We start from the raw sequence: 15,466 nt of genomic DNA, 5'->3' as shown, positions 1-15,466 counted from the left end.
CTTTACCTTCGCCAGCAAGTTCTTCGAGAACTTCCTGCTGAAGGTTAGCAGATGCCAGTTCGCGCTCCTGCTTACCTGCGATGGAGTAGACCTCCACGATCTTGGGTTCAAAAGCCTTGACGGCTTCGTCTACCTCTGCGGCACGTTCGCCAAAGATGGGGAGTTCCATAGCGGGCTTGCCTGCGCGTGCAGCCAGGTCTGACTGGGCCTTGCACAGAGCAGCGATGAAAGGCTTTGCGGCTTCTAGGCCCTCGGAGACAATCTCTTCGGTGGGTGCGGTGGCACCGTTTTCCTTGATGAGCTTCCAGGAGGTATCGGTAGCTTCAGCCTCAACCATCATGATGGCAACGTCTTCGGTACCGTCTGCCTTAGTCACGACGCGACCGGCAACGGCCATGTCGAAGACCGCGTTCTCAAGCTGGGAGAACTTGGGGAAGCAGACCCACTGGTCATCTATCAAGGCAATGCGTACGCCGCCGATGGGGCCAGCGAAGGGTACACCTGAAAGGGTGGTGGAGCAGGATGCGGCGTTGATAGCTACGGTGTTGTAGATTTCATCGGGGTCGATGGTCAGAACGGTAACAACAACCTGGACCTCGTTGCGGATACCCTTCTTGAAGACAGGGCGCAGAGGGCGGTCAATCAGACGCGCAGCCAGGATCGCTTCGGTTGAGGGGCGGCCCTCGCGGCGGAAGAAGGAGCCGGGAATCTTACCGGCTGCGTACATACGCTCTTCAACGTCTACGGTGAGAGGGAAGAAGTCAAAGCCTTCTCGGGGGCTCTTGCCAACGGCGGTGGCCGAGAGCAGGGTCGTATCTTCGTCGATAGTGACCAGAGCTGCGCCAGCTGCCTGCTGGGCTAGGCGACCTGTTTCAAAGCGTACAAGGCGCTTTCCAAACTTGCCGTTGTCGATGATTGCTTCTGCAAATTGAATTTCGGGACCTTCCAAGGTTCCTCCGTTTCCTTATCTGCGCCGCGCTGCTGGTCATCGATTGAGGCCCACAGTGGGAGCACCCTTGACGGGTGTCTTCTGTAAACCGCTACCGAGGACCGTGACAATGCGCGACGACTTCGTAGTTTATGTTGATGTTCTCTTGTGAGAACTATAAGGGCGTCACTGCCCCACACTGACTCCGTGTTCCAAGGAACCCGAAGTTACTGGTGGATTACAGTGGCGCCCTCACTCTGGTGCAGCCTTCGCCTTAGCGACGGATACCGAGGCGTTCGATAAGTGCACGGTAACGTTCAATATCGATGCTCTTGAGGTAGCCCAGCAGGTTACGGCGACGACCAACAAGGATCATGAGGCCACGACGTGAGTGGTGGTCATGCTTGTGGAACTTGAGATGTTCGGTCAGGTCGGTGATGCGACGAGTCAGAACTGCAACCTGAACCTCGGGTGAACCGGTGTCACCTTCGTGGGTTGCGTATTCCTTCATGATTTCTTGCTTGATGGCGGGATCGAGTGCCACTTTATAACTCCTAGAGTTAGTGCCGTGTACGGCCCGACTAGTGTTTACTAGCGGGAGCAAAAATCTAACGATTTTTGTATTCTGACTGCCACGGACCGCAGTCGAAGAATATTTACTTGGTTAACCCCACTAAGGGGCCACTCTCAAGGCTATAGCAAAGCGGTGCGGGGTTTCAAGACGGGCTTCTCACTATTTAGTGTGAGTATATCTACCTTTGTATGCAGTTTACTCGTAGAGCGGGAGAGCGCTGATACTGTAGCCCTCCCCGCGGGTAGATACAGATCCTTCATCAGGGTAGTTACCGAACCAGTCCGGTGCGATAGAGAAGTCCCAGTTAATGTAGTAAGAGCTAGCCTGCCCTACCTGGGACAGACCCTTAAACCATGTGAGCTGGAAAGGAATTGATACCTTTTCCATGTAGTTATCGGCTTTCTTAGCCAAGAGGCGGTAAGGAACTTGGGAACGAATCTCTACAAGGCGCTCTACCCCTGACCCAATGGTCTGGGTTTCAGATGAGGAAGCTTTCGTGACGGTGGCGGTTGATTTGACTCCACTGGCACTCACCACAAAGGCGGCAGAACCGACGACTTCCTCTACCTTAAAGGCGGTAACGGTGCCTAGCTCTGCGGGGGGAACAACTTGCCATTGCCCTGAATTGATGCTGTAGGAGGTTCCGCCGCCGGAGCTATCAGGCTCCCCAAAAGCCGTAAACGACTTCGTTCCGGTAACAGTAATAGTTACAGCGGGTACAATCGTGTTGGAACTGGGTGAGACCTGACCCGAAGGGTGTGATGCTGCGTACGCCGGAATAGTAGTAGAAGCAACCACAGCAGGAATAGACCAGGCTGCGCCCTTTGTTACTGTTCGACGGGTTAGATTTTCTGTCATTTGATTCTTTCGTTCTATGTAAACGGTATACGCAACGAACCCAAACGTCAGTTCTAAGCTCATTTTACCCACCGGGTGAGTTTAAAAACCTTGAGCAGTAACCAAACAGAAACTTTTGCAAGCTTTCTCAACCGCTTCAATCCTAACAGTCTAAAACTATGGATTTTTGTCATGACGGGGTTGCCGACTTTCCTCATCAGGAGAAGAGTCCCCAGGTCGGGCCTTTACTGTTAGGAGGCTGAATACGAACCGATACCCCTTTGTTCATTCGCTCAAACCCAATTTTCACATCACTTCACAGCTCAAGCCTTACAAACATGGCGGTTACTCTTGGGTAGCCCATTGAGGACTATATAATTTAACAATGACTTCACGAGATCAAACCAATGTTGAATCATTTGATTTAGACCACACCCTCGTTCTTGCGCCGTATGTGCGCGTCGCAGGACGAAAAGAACTACCCGGAGGGGACGTCCTCATCAAATACGATGTCCGCTTCTGCCAGCCCAATAAAGAGCACCTGGGCATGAAGGCTATCCACTCGATTGAGCATATGACCGCGCACCATATGCGCAACCACACCGACGCTCTCATCGACTTTTCCCCTATGGGCTGCCAAACCGGTTTCTACGCCCTGACCCTGGGGCTCGAACCCGAGGCCTTTATGGCTATCCTTGAAGCCACCATGAACGATCTGCTTCGGGCGACAGAGGTCCCTGCGGCCAATGAGGTTCAGTGCGGCTGGGGTGCTAACCACTCACTGCAAGAAGCCCAAGAAGCTGTGCGGATCTTCCTTGACCGTAAAGATGAATGGGCGCAGGTGATGGCCTAGTGTCCGCTCCTACCTTCAAAGGCTTCGGCCGTGCCACTATCGTTCAGGTGGCAATGGATGAAGAGGCAGCGCCCTTCCTTGAAACTACTGAAGAAGCTGGCTCCGCCTTCACCGTGGGTGAGGCAGTTTTCTACCCCCGTACCTACACGACGGACAGCGAAGAGCACCCCATTCTGCTGGTGCGTTCTAAGATCGGCTTGGTCAACGCGTCCACGGCCCTGAGCCTGGCGCTTTCAGTGGTTGCCAACCCCACCGCAGTTATCTCTGCCGGTACAGCCGGTGGCCTACGGGCCGACGTGGAGGTAGGCGATTTGGCGGTAGGCACCGACTACACCTACACCGACGCAGATGCCACAGCATTTGGCTACGCCTACGGTCAGGTTCCCGGTATGCCAGCTAGCTATAGTTCCGATGCGGCACTGGTTGACAAGGCCCGGCAGGCTGCTGCCAGCTACACCGGCCAAGGCAAGCCCCTGTTCGGTACGATGCTGGCTGGTGGCTCTTTCGTAACTGCTCATAATGTCAAGGACACCCGGGAGATTTTCCCCCAGGCACTATCCACAGACATGGAGACCACCGCGCTGGCACAAATTTGTGCTAGCCGTTCAATTCCTTTCATCGCTATCCGTGGTATTTCGGATCTCTGCGGCCCCGCAGCCGATCAGGACTTCCACATGGATGCCCCCATCGTAGCGGCTAGGAGCGCCCAGCTCGTCCTAGCCCTCCTGACTATCTAGGAGATAACCTGTGCAAAACCATACACTGCGCGATGGTACTTCCATCCCGCCCCTGGGCCTAGGGACCTACCCTCTCAGTAACGCAGAGTCAGAGGTTGCCGTATCGGAAGCCATCGTCAGGGGGTACCGTCTCATTGATACGGCGGTCAATTACGGCAATGAAGTAGGAGTAGGAAAAGGGGTCCTGCGCTCTGGTGTGGATCGTCAAGAAATCTTCGTTCAGTCCAAGCTCCCCGGTCGTGACCACGGCTACGATAGTGCCTTCAGATCCCTGGAAGGCACACTCAAGCGCATGGGTCTTGACTATCTTGATGCCTACCTCATTCACTGGCCCAACCCCTCCCAGGGGCTCTACCTAGAAACCTGGAAGGCACTGATCCAGATGCAAGAGCAGGGGCTGGTGCGCACCATCGGTGTCTCTAACTTCTTACCAGAGCACATTGACCTCCTAGTTAAAGAAACAGGGGTTACCCCCACTATCAACCAGATCGAGCTCCACCCCTACTCCCAGAAACGGGAGTGGGCCAGCTACAACCGTCAGAAGGCTATCCTTACGCAGTGCTGGTCGCCGCTGGGGCGGAAGACCCGCCTACTCAAGGACCCAAGCCTGGCAGAGATAGCTCAAAACATCGGAAGGACACCGGCCCAGGTTATCCTCCGCTGGGAAGTTCAAAAGGCACACCTGCCCCTACCCAAATCAGCTCACACCCGGCGCATGGAAGAAAACCTGGATGTCTTCAGCTGGGAACTCACCCAAGAGCAGATGTCCACCATTGATGATTTAGAAGCGGGCCTTGGCCGGGGTTTTGACCCCGCCACCCACGAAGAAATGTAAGCCCCAAGGACGCAACCGCCCCGGCAGAGTATTTTCTGCCGGGGCGGTAGTCTGTCGTCTGGTCTGTGCTGAACTCTAGCTCAGGATCTGCCGAGCCTGTTCAACATCCTGATACATCTGCTCCACTAGAGCTTCGACGCCCGTATAGGCAACCATGCCCCGCAAGAAAGCGACGAACTCCAAGGTGATCTGCTGCCCGTAGAGGTTAAAGTCCTCAACTTTTTCGTCAGTCCGATCGATGACGTGGGCTTCCACCTGGCGGGTGGTAATTCCTTCAAAGGTGGGGTTAGTCCCCACAGAAATGGCAACAGGGTGCCGGATTTCCTGCTCATCAATCAGCCAGCCTGCATAAACACCATCAGCAGGAACCAAGCCCTTGGAATCGGCCGACAGGTTGGCGGTGGGGAACCCGAGTTCACGACCCCGAGCGGCACCGTGGACGACTTCACCGCGCATGTAGTGGGACCGGCCCAGCAGGGAGCCGGCTTCCGCTACTCTGCCCTGTCCAAGGAGCTGACGGATAGCGGTAGAAGAACAGCGGCTGGCATCGGACACCAGAAGATCCTCAACAACCACAACATCAAAACCGAAACGCTGGCCCAACTCCTTCATGGTTGCCAGGTTGCCTGAGTTATTGGTGCCGAATCGAACGTCATCACCGATGACAACGCACCGAGCATCCAGCGCGTCAACAAAGGTGCGGGTCACAAATTCTTCTGGAGTCTGAGCAGCAAAGTCAAGGTCGTAGTGCAGGAGCAGATAAACATCGACGCCCAGTTCAGCCATAACCGCTTGGCGGTCCTTCTGCCCCATGATATCGACGTGCGACCCCGCCGGCCCGTGAACCACCGCAGGGTGCGGGTCAAAGGAAACAGCAACAGAGGTCAACCCGCGCTCTTGTGCCGTAGCCACCAGCGTAGAGAGTACCTTCTGGTGCCCGATATGAACACCATCAAAGTTGCCGATGGTGACCACGGTAGGCCCGTAGCCAGCGGGAATCTGGGCGAGGTCGGTGTAGCGCTTCACTGTGCTCCTTGTGGGTTGCTGCTGGTGTCTATCCTACGTGCTGATACCGGTCCATAAAGAACCAGCCTAGCTCCGCCCTTCATGCGCTGTCTTACCGGGACGAGCCTTATTGAGCCACCAGAGCCCAATCATGGGTAGGACAAGAGGAACGTACCCGTAGCCCGACCCAAAGTGAGACCATACGGAGGCTAGAGCAAAGTGCTGGGGCTGAAGGTAGGAGAATATACCGACCAGCAAAACACCAGCCATCTCGGTCCCTACCGCCAGCAGTGAGACTTTCCAAGCGCCCTGGCCCCTACGGGAGAGCGCCAGAGTAGCCACCAGGTAAATTAAAGCCGAAAGCGCCGAGAGGCTGATAGAAAGCGGAGCTTCATCAAACTTACGAATCACCTGGTACAGTGCTCGTGCACCCGCTGAAAGGGTAAAGATGCCGTAAAAGACTACCAGTAAGCGGCCAAAGCCCTTAGCCGGGGCAGATACCTGGTGCGGTGAAGTGGAGGGTGCCATCTGTGTATCCTCAGTATCGGTTTAGTAGTAGTACCAGAGCATATTCATGCGGTGAACCATGATGATCAAGACCGGGCCGGTGAGCCCCAGAACCAGTGTCGACCACCGGGTGCGCTCCGCCAAAGACCAGATAAAGGTACCCACCGGAATAATCATGGCTGTCACCAGATAGCCATAGTACTCCAACCAGTCCCCGCTCGGCCCATCGGTCACTGCCTGCATAATGATAGAGCCGACCAGGTAGACCAGTAGGAAAGCCTCGAGAATTAGAACCGAGCCCTGGCTGAAGTCATCGGGTGCCCGTCCTCGCAAGAAAGCCAGCAGGCAGACCAGAAAAGATAGGGTTCCCAGCCCAAGGCAGACCCAAAACCACAGGTCAAGTCCAGCAATTATCATTGTGTTCTCTCGTTCCTAGAAAGTTCTACCGGCTTCAAAGACAAGCACAGGGGCTGCTAGGTCTTCACCGCGGAACCGGGTGTTCTCGATGAGAGCGACCAGGGTTCCATCGGGGGCAAAAGCCGCTACGATGCCTTCGGTGGTGGGTTTATCGTGGCCGCCTCTTGAGCCACCGGCACTGCTGTGCCGCTTGGCCTGTTCGGCACCAGCGCTAGGGCTAATCCTGCGCCCGTTGGACAGGTCGGTAGCCTCTTGGGCATTTACAAGACGCTCACCGAACAGTCGGCGGGCGGCCTCCTCGAGAGCAAGCAGCGGAAGGGGCTGTTCTGCTTCACGCCCGGCAATCAGAGTGTCCAGGCTATGAGCATCCTCAGCCCTAATCTCACCGATAGCGGTGCGGCGCAGGGCAGTCAGGTGGGCGCCAACCCCCAGTGCCTTTCCCATATCGCGTGCCAGAGCCCGGATATAGGTACCCGCCGAGCAGATAACCGTCACCCGGACATCGAGGACGTCATATTCATTCTGTTCTTGCTGTCCAGATCCCTTTTCTACGGCCTCTCCCGCCGGGGACTCAGCAAAAGGAACCGGGTAGGTGGCAGTGAGCCGGTCAAGGCCCTCCACCTCAAAGCTGTGGACCGTCACCGGCCTGGCCTCTAGCTCAACGGCCTCACCGGAACGGACCCGAGCATAAGACCGAACGCCGTTCACCTTAATGGCAGACACCGCGCTGGGCACCTGCATGATATCGCCGGTCAAAGCCGCTACCTGTTCAGCAATCAGCTCATCGGTCAGGGCTTCAAGAGCGCCGGCAGGAGCCAAAGCAGTAACCTGGCCTTCGGCGTCGTCGGTAAGCGTCGATACGCCCAAGCGAATAGTTGCCGTATAGGTTTTGCTTTCTCCTACCACCCAGGTCAGTAGCTTGGTTGCCTTATTGACGCCCAAAATCAGCACCCCGGTTGCCATAGGATCCAGGGTGCCAGCATGGCCTACCTTGCGGGTCCCTGCAAGCCATCGCATCTTAGAGACAACATCGTGGCTGGTCATACCCGCAGGTTTATCGACGATAATCAGGCCAGAAGGGCCGGTCGGTGCTTTCTTAGCCACGGTCTCTAGGCTTCGTCCTCGTCAGTTTCAGCAATCTTGTAAGCGTCCTCACCAGCTGCGTACTCGGCGCCCTCACGGGCGGCGGCAAGCTCGGCGTCGCGTTCCTTAGTCTGGCGGAGCAGATCTTCGATGTGAGCAGCGTTCACCGGCACCTCATCGGGTACAAAGGTGAGGGTTGGGGTCAGACGGGCGGTGATGTTCTTACCGACTTCTGCCCGCAAGATACCCTTAGCTGACTCAAGAGCGGCGCGGGTTGAAGCCTGTTCCTCTTCGCTCCCAAAAACGGTGTAGTAGACCGTTGCGTGCTGCAGGTCGTTGGTGACCCGGGCATCTGTGACGGTAATAAAGCCCAAACGTGGGTCTTTAATGCGGCGCTCAAGCGCCTGGGCAACAATGACCTTGATACGGTCTGCTAGGCGGGCGGCGCGTGCCGGATCTGCCATGGTGTTCTCCTTGATGTGAAAGTTTATTCTGCTTCTATAAATTGTAGTGGGGTGGGGTAATCGTCAAACGACTACCCCACCCCTTTCCTAGGTCTTATCTAAAGACTAGACGCGCGGCTTTTCCTGCATCTCCCAGGTTTCAATGACGTCGCCGTCCTTGATGTCGTTGAAGGAGCCCAGGCCGATACCACATTCGAAGCCCTCACGGACCTCGGTAGCATCGTCCTTGAAGCGGCGCAGGGACTCAATGGTGAGGTTATCTGCAACCACCGAACCATCGCGCACCAGGCGCGCCTTGGAGTTGCGCTTGATAACGCCTGACTTGACGATTGAACCTGCGATATTGCCCCACTTGGAGGAACGGAATACCTCGCGGACCTCGGCTGAACCCAGTTCAACCTCTTCGTACTCGGGTTTGAGCATACCCTTGACGGCTGCCTCGACCTCTTCGATAGCACGGTAGATCACGGAGTAGAACTTCATTTCTACGCCTTCGCTATCGGCCAGTTCTGCAACGCGCTCTGCCGGGCGGACGTTGAAGCCAATGATGATGGCGTTGTCAACGGTTGCCAGGTTGACGTCGTTCTGGGTGATAGCACCAACACCGCGGTGGATAACGCGAAGCTGAACTTCGTCGCCACCGGCGTCAATCTTCATAAGTGACTCTTCCAGCGCTTCAACAGCACCGGAAACGTCGCCCTTGATGATCAGGTTGAGAGTGTCCATCTTGCCTTCAGCCACAGCGGCATCGAAGGATTCAAGAGTGACTCGCTTACGGCGCTTAGCCAGCTGGGCGTTGCGGTCAGCGGCTTCACGCTTCTCAGCGATCTGGCGGGCTGTACGCTCTTCCTCAGTTGCCAGGAAGGTGTCACCTGCACGGGGCACGGAGTTGAGGCCAAGCACCTGGACGGGGCGTGAAGGGCCAGCTTCTTCAACGCTGGTGCCGTTCTCATCGAACATGGCACGAACACGACCGTAGGCTGAACCGGCAACGATAGCGTCACCGATACGCAGGGTACCGGACTGAACCAGAACGGTAGCTACAGCACCGCGGCCCTTATCGAGGTTAGCTTCAATAGCTACACCGCGGGCTTCCTTGTTGGGGTTAGCCTTCAGTTCCAGAGCGCCATCGGCGGTCAGGGTAACAGCGGTGAGCAGTTCGTCGATGTTCTTCCCCTGGCGGGCAGAAACATCGATAAACATGGTGTCGCCACCGTACTCTTCAGGAATCAGGCCGTATTCGGTGAGCTGACCGCGAATCTTTTCGGGGTTAGCGCCTTCCTTATCGATCTTGTTGACAGCAACAACGATCGGCACGTCAGCAGCCTGAGCGTGGTTGAGAGCTTCAACGGTTTGGGGCATGACGCCGTCATCGGCAGCTACCACGAGGATAGCGATGTCGGTGACCTTAGCACCACGGGCACGCATAGCGGTGAAGGCTTCGTGACCGGGGGTATCGATAAAGGTCAGGTAGCGTTCTTCGCCATCTACCTCGGTGCGAATCTGGTAGGCACCAATGTGCTGGGTAATGCCACCGGCTTCCCCGTCAATGACGTTGGTGTTACGGATAGCATCGAGCAGGCGGGTCTTACCGTGGTCAACGTGACCCATCACAGTAACAACCGGTGAGCGAACTTCCAGTACTGCATCGTCTTCAGCGTCAGCTTCGGCATCAAGGTTGATGTCAAAGGATTCAAGGAGCTCACGCTCTTCATCTTCGGGAGATACGATCTTAACGACGTAGCCCAGCTCAGCGCCAAGTAGCTCGAAGGTTTCCTCATCGAGTGACTGGGTCTGAGTAGCCATTTCACCCAGGTGAATCAGAACGGTAACCAGTGCGGCTGCGTTTGCACCTATTTTCTCGGCGAAGTCCATGAGCGATGCACCGCGACGCATACGAATCTCGGTAGTGCCGTCACCGTGGGGTACAGCGACGCCACCAATGGTAGGCTGCCTCAGCTGCTCTTCACGGCGCAGAGCTGACTTAGTCTTGCCCTTCTTGCGCTTACCGCCACCGCGTCCGAAAGCGCCCTGAGCGTTACCGCGACCGGCACCGGGGCCACCACGACCGGGGCCGCGGTTGAAACCGCCACCACCGTTACCGCCACCGGGTCCACCTGAGCCACGGCGAGCGCCGCCACCGGCAGGAGCACTAGCAGCACCGCGAGCACCGACATTGCCGCTCATCTTGGTGGGCATCATGTTGGGTGAGGGGCGGTTGCCACCACCAGCGGGGCGAGGAGCGCCACCACCGGCGGGACGGGGGCCTGCTGTACCTGCACCTGCGGGGCGAGGGGCCTTGTTACGGCCACCTGCGGGGCGAGGAGCGCCGCCACCGGCAGGACGGGGACCGCCGGGGTTATTAGCACCGCGGGGGTTGCGTCCACCTACGGGGCGGGGGCCGCCTGAGCGACCGCCTTCTGAGCGTTCATTACGCTTGCCCATGCCCTGGGAGGGGGCGAAGGGGTTGTTGCCGGGGCGGGGGCCGGGTTTAGCACCGGCTGGCTTGGGAGCACCGGGCTTAGGGGCACCGGGCTTAGGGGCACCGGGCTTGGGAGCAGACATGCCCTGGGTCGGTGCGAAGGGGTTATTGCCGGGGCGGGGGCCAGCAGGTTTGCTGGTTTCTGCCTTGTCGGCAGCAGGCTGTGTGGCAGCTTCTGCCTGAGGTTTGGCGACTGGCGCTGCGGCTGACTTGGGCGTTGCGGCAGGCTTGGGAGCTGCGGGTGCAGCGGCAACAGGCTTGGGTGCAGATGTCTTTGCTTCGGTCTTGGGGCCGGGAGCGGCAGGCTTCTTGGCCTCTGCCTTCTTTTCTGAGGCTTCTGCCTGAGCAGCTGCCTGAGGGAAAGCTGCGCGTAGTTTTTTAACTACCGGAGCTTCCAAAGTTGATGATGCTCCCTTGACGAATTCGCCAAGTTCTTGAAGCTTTGCGACGGCTTCTTTTGAGGGGATTCCGAGCTCTTTAGCGATCTCGTGAACGCGGGGCTTAGCCACTTTTCTCCTGTTCTGGTTCGCACCAGGACAGGGGCGAACCTTCAGTTTGTGTGAGGTTTGAGCTTATATAAAGCTATTTTTTTGCCGGTTGGCGAGCACAGGTTAGTACTCATTGCGCGGCACTCATTGGGTTTCCATCAGTTTTCTGACTCGCTTTCTTACAAGGTAAGTCGTCAAACCCGTTGACTTATATGGTTCGCCAGCCCGAGAAACGGGCCGTGAACCGGTGAGCTCGGCTTATGCTTTGATCACCAGTTCGGCGGTATCCACCCGGGTTCTGAATGCTCTGGCAAAGGCACCCTTTTTGAGTGCTTTGGTCAGACATGCTTCGGTCAGGTGGAGCCAGGCTCCACGCCCCGGGAGGCTTTTGTCCCTATCAAAGACTGCCCTGGGTGGGGCGGTGCCTCTGAGGGCAATTCGTGTGAGGTCAGCTTGTGCTGCGGTGGTTCGACAGCCGATGCAGGTGCGGACGGGGGTGTGCAGCTTTGGTTGCTCCCTTCATGTGTTCGCCCGGCTGTACGCCCTGGGGCCTGGCCGGTTAGCTAGCTGTTACGAAACCAGCATTAAGCACTGGGTCTTGTGACCTCTATAGCCAGTTTAGCCCCCTTGCGGGGGCTAACGGCAATTATGTTAGTTAGCTCTCGTCCGAGCCGTCTCCCTCGACGGGGGTAGCAGCTGCTTGAGCTGCTGCCATAGCTGCCTCATATTTGGAGGCCGAGATGATGTCAATACGCCAGCCGGTCAGTTTTGCGGCCAGTCGAGCATTTTGCCCTTCCTTACCGATAGCAAGTGAGAGCTGGTCATCGGGAACGATGGCGCGTGCAGAGAAAGTCTTACGTTCGGTCACGGTGACCTCACTAACCCGTGCGGGTGACAGGGCAGCTGCGATGAACTCTTCGGGTGAGTCTGAGTAGTCAACGATGTCTATTTTCTCGTTGTTCAGCTCCCCCATGACAGCGCGCACGCGGGCACCCATTTCACCGATGCAGGATCCCTTAGGGTTAATGCCGGGCTTAGTTGCCCGAACTGCGATCTTGGTGCGGTGCCCGGCTTCGCGGGCAATGGCCATAATCTCTACTGATCCGTCGGCAATTTCGGGCACTTCGTGCTCGAAGAGGCGGCGCACAAGGTTGGGGTGCGAGCGTGACAGAACAATGGAGGGGCCCTTAGGCCCGCGGCGGGCCTCGAGAACATAGGCACGCAGGCGGGTGTTGTGGGTGTAGCGCTCACCGGGAACCTGTTCAGCGGTCGGGAGGACGGCTTCGAGGGTGCCCAAATCAACGTGAATCATCCGGGGGTTGGGGCCCTGCTGGATGACACCGGAAATCAGCTGACCTTCGCGGTCCTTGTATTCACCCAGGACGGCGGAATCCTGTGCATCACGCAGGCGCTGCTGAATGACCTGGCGGGCGGTAGAAGCCGCGATACGGCCAAAGTTTTTAGGAGTATCGTCAAACTCACCGATTATCTGGTCGTTTTCATCGAGCTCAGGCGCCCAGATGGTGACGGTGCCGCTGGAGCGGTCAATCTCTGCTCGTGAACCGCGAATCGCGCCGATCTGCTTCTGGTAAGCCAAAAGAAGGGCACTTTCGATCATTGGGATCAGGTGGTCGATCGAGATATCGCGCTCTTTTTCGAGCAGGCGAAGGTTGCTCAAATCAATGTCCATGGTGGGCCCTTCCGTGTAATACGGTGCCGGGGCTCATAGGCTCCGGCACCGCTTTCGGTGTATGTTCGCACGGCGTACCGTGCGGCCTCAATATGTTGAGAGGTGGTCGTTTTGTTTTTATTCTACCGAGTACTTGCTAACGGTTGAATTCAATTTCTACTTTTGCGGAAGAAATTGTGGCCCAGGGTAGGGTCTGCGCGTCGCGGTAGCTTTCGGGCTGACCCTTTTTGGTCTCTTTCTTGCGGCGCACCACGGGGCCTTCTTCGGTGACGAAGTCGAGCCGGGCTAAGTAGGTTTCCCCGTCGGTCTGGCTGATTGCCAGGAGCCTGTCAATGGAGCGTTTCCAGTGGCGGGTTTCGGTCAGCGGGCTGGTCACTCCCCGTGAAGATACTTCAAGCAGGTAGGGAACCTCGCCGTCATCAGCTGAGTCAAGCGCTTGGGAGAGAGCCTGTGAAACCTCAGCGATAGTGTCAAGGGAAAGGGCGTCTGTACGATCTTCGGGGTAGTCAAGCACGATTTCAAGGGTGCGGTTAGCTCCTTTACCCCTGAGGGCCAGTTTCTCCAGCACCAGCTTGAACTGACCTTCAACGACTTCGGTTACTACCGGACGAACGCTTTCAAGGCTTACAAAGCTCTCTGCTGGGGCTCTTTGGGTGATACCTTCTTGGGCTCGGGCCGCTGCTCGACGTTCCCGCGCATTGGGAGCCTCTTTCTTACCGGCTTTTGGTCCTGCCATGATCCTTCCCTTTCTGCGAGCGTATCTGGGTCTTCTAAATCCCTAAGCCTACCAGGGTGAGCTGAAGCCAGAATTTTTTTGGCACAATGGTGGGTAAACTCCCCCTCTTGAAAGGCCCGCTCTATGTCTCGTTTTCTCCGCCCGCTCATTACCTTGCTGGCCTGCCTGCTAGCTGTTTTTCTGGTTATGGGCTGGCAGGGCATACAGCGGCAGGAAGGAATCAAAGCTGATCTGGCCGGCCAAATTACTATTGCCCTTGAGCTAAAGACGCTACGTGAGGCCGCTGAAGCCGAAGGCCAAGATATTTTGGTTACTGCCCTTGATGATTCCCTGGCGCAGCTAGCTCCCGCCGCACGTGATTTTGCTGAAAGTTCGCAGGCTGAACCGCTCCCCCAGCAACTTACAGCAAGCGCCGACGCTCTTGTGCAATTTGGTCTTAAAACAGACTCCCTTGAAGACAGAGCTCGCGCGCTGACTGCTGTCACCCACTTATGGAGTGCAGCTCTTAGCGAGGGAATAACCGACAATAAGTACCCGGCTGCCCTAGCCCAAAAGATCAAGGAGCTGGAGAACTTCACCTGCACTAACCCCCAGGGCGAAGCGCCGGAACCGTCATCTTCCCTTGAGCAGATGCAGGAGGTGCTTTACCGGATTAACTATGCCTCTGAGGTCTACGCCGCCCGCGCAGACAAGGGCTACACCGGTCTAGCAGCAAAGGCCCGAACTCTAGCCCAGCAGAGCGCCGCCCTGCGCGATACAGTGACCCCCGCCCTCATCTGTAGCCAGCGCCTTGAAACAATACAGCCCTCCTACCCCACGGTTGCCCCAGAACAAGCAGAGAGCCAACTCCGTGACCTGACCGCAACCCTGCCAGCCCTCTCTATGGAGGTTTTTTCCGATCCCGCAGTGAGTACCACAGAAGACTCCATCGAAGTCATTGCTCTAGCTCTAGCGCTCCACACCTTGGATTAGCGACCAGCCAGAATATCTGCCCCAAGCTTCAGTATCAGTGCGCTGACCACAATCACCATCATGAAGCGAATAAAGCTGTTACCGCGCGCCATAGCCGTACGTGCGCCAAGGTAGCCGCCGACCATATTTGCTATGCCCAGCATGAGACCGAGCGCCCACACTTGTTGACCTGACGCAGCAAAAAGCACCAGGGCACCTAGATTGGTGGCCGCATTAATAATCTTTGTTTGAGCACTTGCTTGCAGGAAGCTATACCCCATCAGACCAACCAGAACGACCATCAGAAAAGAACCTGTACCCGGGCCTAAGAGCCCATCGTAGAAACCAATAGCCGCACCGGCCCCCAGGCCCACCATCAGGTGTTTAAGGCCCCGGTATTTCAATTCTGTTGAACCGCCTAAGGAGGGCTTAAAAACGGTGTAGAGCAGGACCGCTAAAAGGGCCACCACAATAATAGGTTTGAAGAACTCCTGCGGTAGAGCGGTCGCAAGCACCGCACCGGCCATACTGGTCACAAAAGCTAGGCAGGCAGCTGGCACAGTAGTACGAATATCAATGGGGGTTCTTCGCACATAGGTCACCGCACTGGTCAGGGTACCAAAAACCGACCCCAGCTTATTGACAGCAAGCGCTTGGACCGGGCTTAAGCCGGGCACCAGAAGCAGGGCAGGTAGCTGTATCATGCCACCGCCGCCTACTAGAGCATCAACCCAGCCTGCGCCTAGGGCCGCTACCAGAAGCAAGCAAATGCTCAGGGGGTTAAGCCCCAGCCCATCAAGCCCCAGAGCACCAAGGATATCCACGGGTCGGCGTCCTCTCTTCCCCACCGGCATCGGGGCACTTACAGTGCTGGCGGGG

Annotated in this window: 16 protein-coding genes and 1 pseudogene; 4 read left to right on the top strand and 13 right to left on the bottom strand. The window is 56.9% G+C overall.

Annotated features, from left to right (window positions below):
- The 3 genes and pseudogenes from ACN080_RS08245 to ACN080_RS08235 form a co-directional block, all read right to left on the bottom strand.
- Positions 1-949: pseudogene (locus ACN080_RS08245) on the bottom strand (polyribonucleotide nucleotidyltransferase); the annotation flags it as partial.
- Between the two features lie 253 nt (positions 950-1,202).
- Complete coding sequence (gene rpsO, locus ACN080_RS08240) at positions 1,203-1,472, bottom strand: 30S ribosomal protein S15 (RefSeq protein ID WP_419100185.1); 270 nt, start codon at positions 1,470-1,472, stop codon at positions 1,203-1,205.
- Between the two features lie 225 nt (positions 1,473-1,697).
- Positions 1,698-2,360: a hypothetical protein gene (locus ACN080_RS08235; RefSeq protein WP_419113510.1), complete on the bottom strand. Its 663-nt coding sequence runs from the start codon at positions 2,358-2,360 to the stop codon at positions 1,698-1,700.
- Positions 2,361-2,724: 364 nt separating this feature from the next.
- Here ACN080_RS08235 and ACN080_RS08230 point away from each other — a divergent pair, with 364 nt between their 5' ends.
- Genes ACN080_RS08230 through ACN080_RS08220 form a run of 3 tightly spaced genes read left to right on the top strand, consistent with a single transcriptional unit; the run spans position 2,725 to position 4,764 of the window.
- Complete coding sequence (locus ACN080_RS08230; RefSeq protein WP_419100187.1) at positions 2,725-3,192, top strand: S-ribosylhomocysteine lyase; 468 nt, start codon at positions 2,725-2,727, stop codon at positions 3,190-3,192.
- Entirely contained in the window at positions 3,192-3,929 is a 738-nt protein-coding gene (gene mtnN / locus ACN080_RS08225; RefSeq protein ID WP_419113509.1) for a 5'-methylthioadenosine/S-adenosylhomocysteine nucleosidase, read from the top strand. The genes ACN080_RS08230 and mtnN overlap by 1 nt, the downstream gene beginning before the upstream one ends.
- Before the next feature lie 10 nt (positions 3,930-3,939).
- Positions 3,940-4,764: an aldo/keto reductase gene (locus tag ACN080_RS08220; protein ID WP_419100189.1), complete on the top strand. Its 825-nt coding sequence runs from the start codon at positions 3,940-3,942 to the stop codon at positions 4,762-4,764.
- A 75-nt stretch (positions 4,765-4,839) separates the two neighbouring features.
- Here the strand turns inward: ACN080_RS08220 and ACN080_RS08215 are convergent, their stop codons facing one another.
- The 9 genes from ACN080_RS08215 to rimP all read right to left on the bottom strand — a co-directional run bounded on the left by ACN080_RS08215 (position 4,840) and on the right by rimP (position 13,636).
- Complete coding sequence (locus tag ACN080_RS08215) at positions 4,840-5,790, bottom strand: bifunctional riboflavin kinase/FAD synthetase (protein WP_419112235.1); 951 nt, start codon at positions 5,788-5,790, stop codon at positions 4,840-4,842.
- A 66-nt stretch (positions 5,791-5,856) separates the two neighbouring features.
- The gene (locus ACN080_RS08210) at positions 5,857-6,297 is read right to left on the bottom strand and encodes a hypothetical protein (RefSeq protein WP_419113508.1); all 441 of its coding nucleotides are present in this window, start codon (positions 6,295-6,297) and stop codon (positions 5,857-5,859) included.
- Between the two features lie 21 nt (positions 6,298-6,318).
- Positions 6,319-6,693 (bottom strand): hypothetical protein, encoded by a 375-nt coding sequence (locus ACN080_RS08205; protein ID WP_419100192.1) that lies wholly within the window; start codon positions 6,691-6,693, stop codon positions 6,319-6,321.
- Between the two features lie 15 nt (positions 6,694-6,708).
- Positions 6,709-7,797, bottom strand: a complete 1,089-nt coding sequence (gene truB, locus ACN080_RS08200; protein ID WP_419100193.1) for a tRNA pseudouridine(55) synthase TruB — start codon at positions 7,795-7,797, stop codon at positions 6,709-6,711.
- Positions 7,798-7,802: 5 nt separating this feature from the next.
- On the bottom strand, positions 7,803-8,240 hold the full coding sequence (gene rbfA / locus ACN080_RS08195; protein WP_419105161.1) for a 30S ribosome-binding factor RbfA: 438 nt from the start codon (positions 8,238-8,240) through the stop codon (positions 7,803-7,805).
- 105 nt (positions 8,241-8,345) lie between these two features.
- Positions 8,346-11,231 (bottom strand): translation initiation factor IF-2, encoded by a 2,886-nt coding sequence (gene infB, locus ACN080_RS08190; protein ID WP_419113507.1) that lies wholly within the window; start codon positions 11,229-11,231, stop codon positions 8,346-8,348.
- A gap of 237 nt (positions 11,232-11,468) precedes the next feature.
- Positions 11,469-11,690, bottom strand: coding sequence for a YlxR family protein (locus tag ACN080_RS08185; RefSeq protein ID WP_419105385.1), 222 nt, complete (start codon positions 11,688-11,690; stop codon positions 11,469-11,471).
- A gap of 175 nt (positions 11,691-11,865) precedes the next feature.
- A complete protein-coding gene (nusA, locus tag ACN080_RS08180) occupies positions 11,866-12,900 on the bottom strand; it encodes a transcription termination factor NusA (RefSeq protein ID WP_419111376.1) in 1,035 nt (344 codons plus the stop codon).
- Between the two features lie 136 nt (positions 12,901-13,036).
- Positions 13,037-13,636 (bottom strand): ribosome maturation factor RimP, encoded by a 600-nt coding sequence (gene rimP / locus ACN080_RS08175; protein WP_419100197.1) that lies wholly within the window; start codon positions 13,634-13,636, stop codon positions 13,037-13,039.
- A 123-nt stretch (positions 13,637-13,759) separates the two neighbouring features.
- Between rimP and ACN080_RS08170 the strand changes: the two genes are divergently transcribed.
- Positions 13,760-14,608, top strand: a complete 849-nt coding sequence (locus ACN080_RS08170; protein WP_419113506.1) for a hypothetical protein — start codon at positions 13,760-13,762, stop codon at positions 14,606-14,608.
- On the opposite strand, the gene ACN080_RS08165 is transcribed toward ACN080_RS08170, so the two are convergent.
- On the bottom strand, positions 14,605-15,411 hold the full coding sequence (locus ACN080_RS08165; protein WP_419100199.1) for a TSUP family transporter: 807 nt from the start codon (positions 15,409-15,411) through the stop codon (positions 14,605-14,607). The two genes, ACN080_RS08170 and ACN080_RS08165, sit on opposite strands and share 4 nt — an antisense overlap.
- Between the last annotated feature and the right edge of the window lie 55 nt (positions 15,412-15,466).

The organism is Rothia sp. CCM 9416 (genome assembly GCF_048513535.1).
Lineage (GTDB): Bacteria > Actinomycetota > Actinomycetes > Actinomycetales > Micrococcaceae > Rothia.
This window is presented reverse-complemented; position numbering and strand designations above follow the sequence as displayed.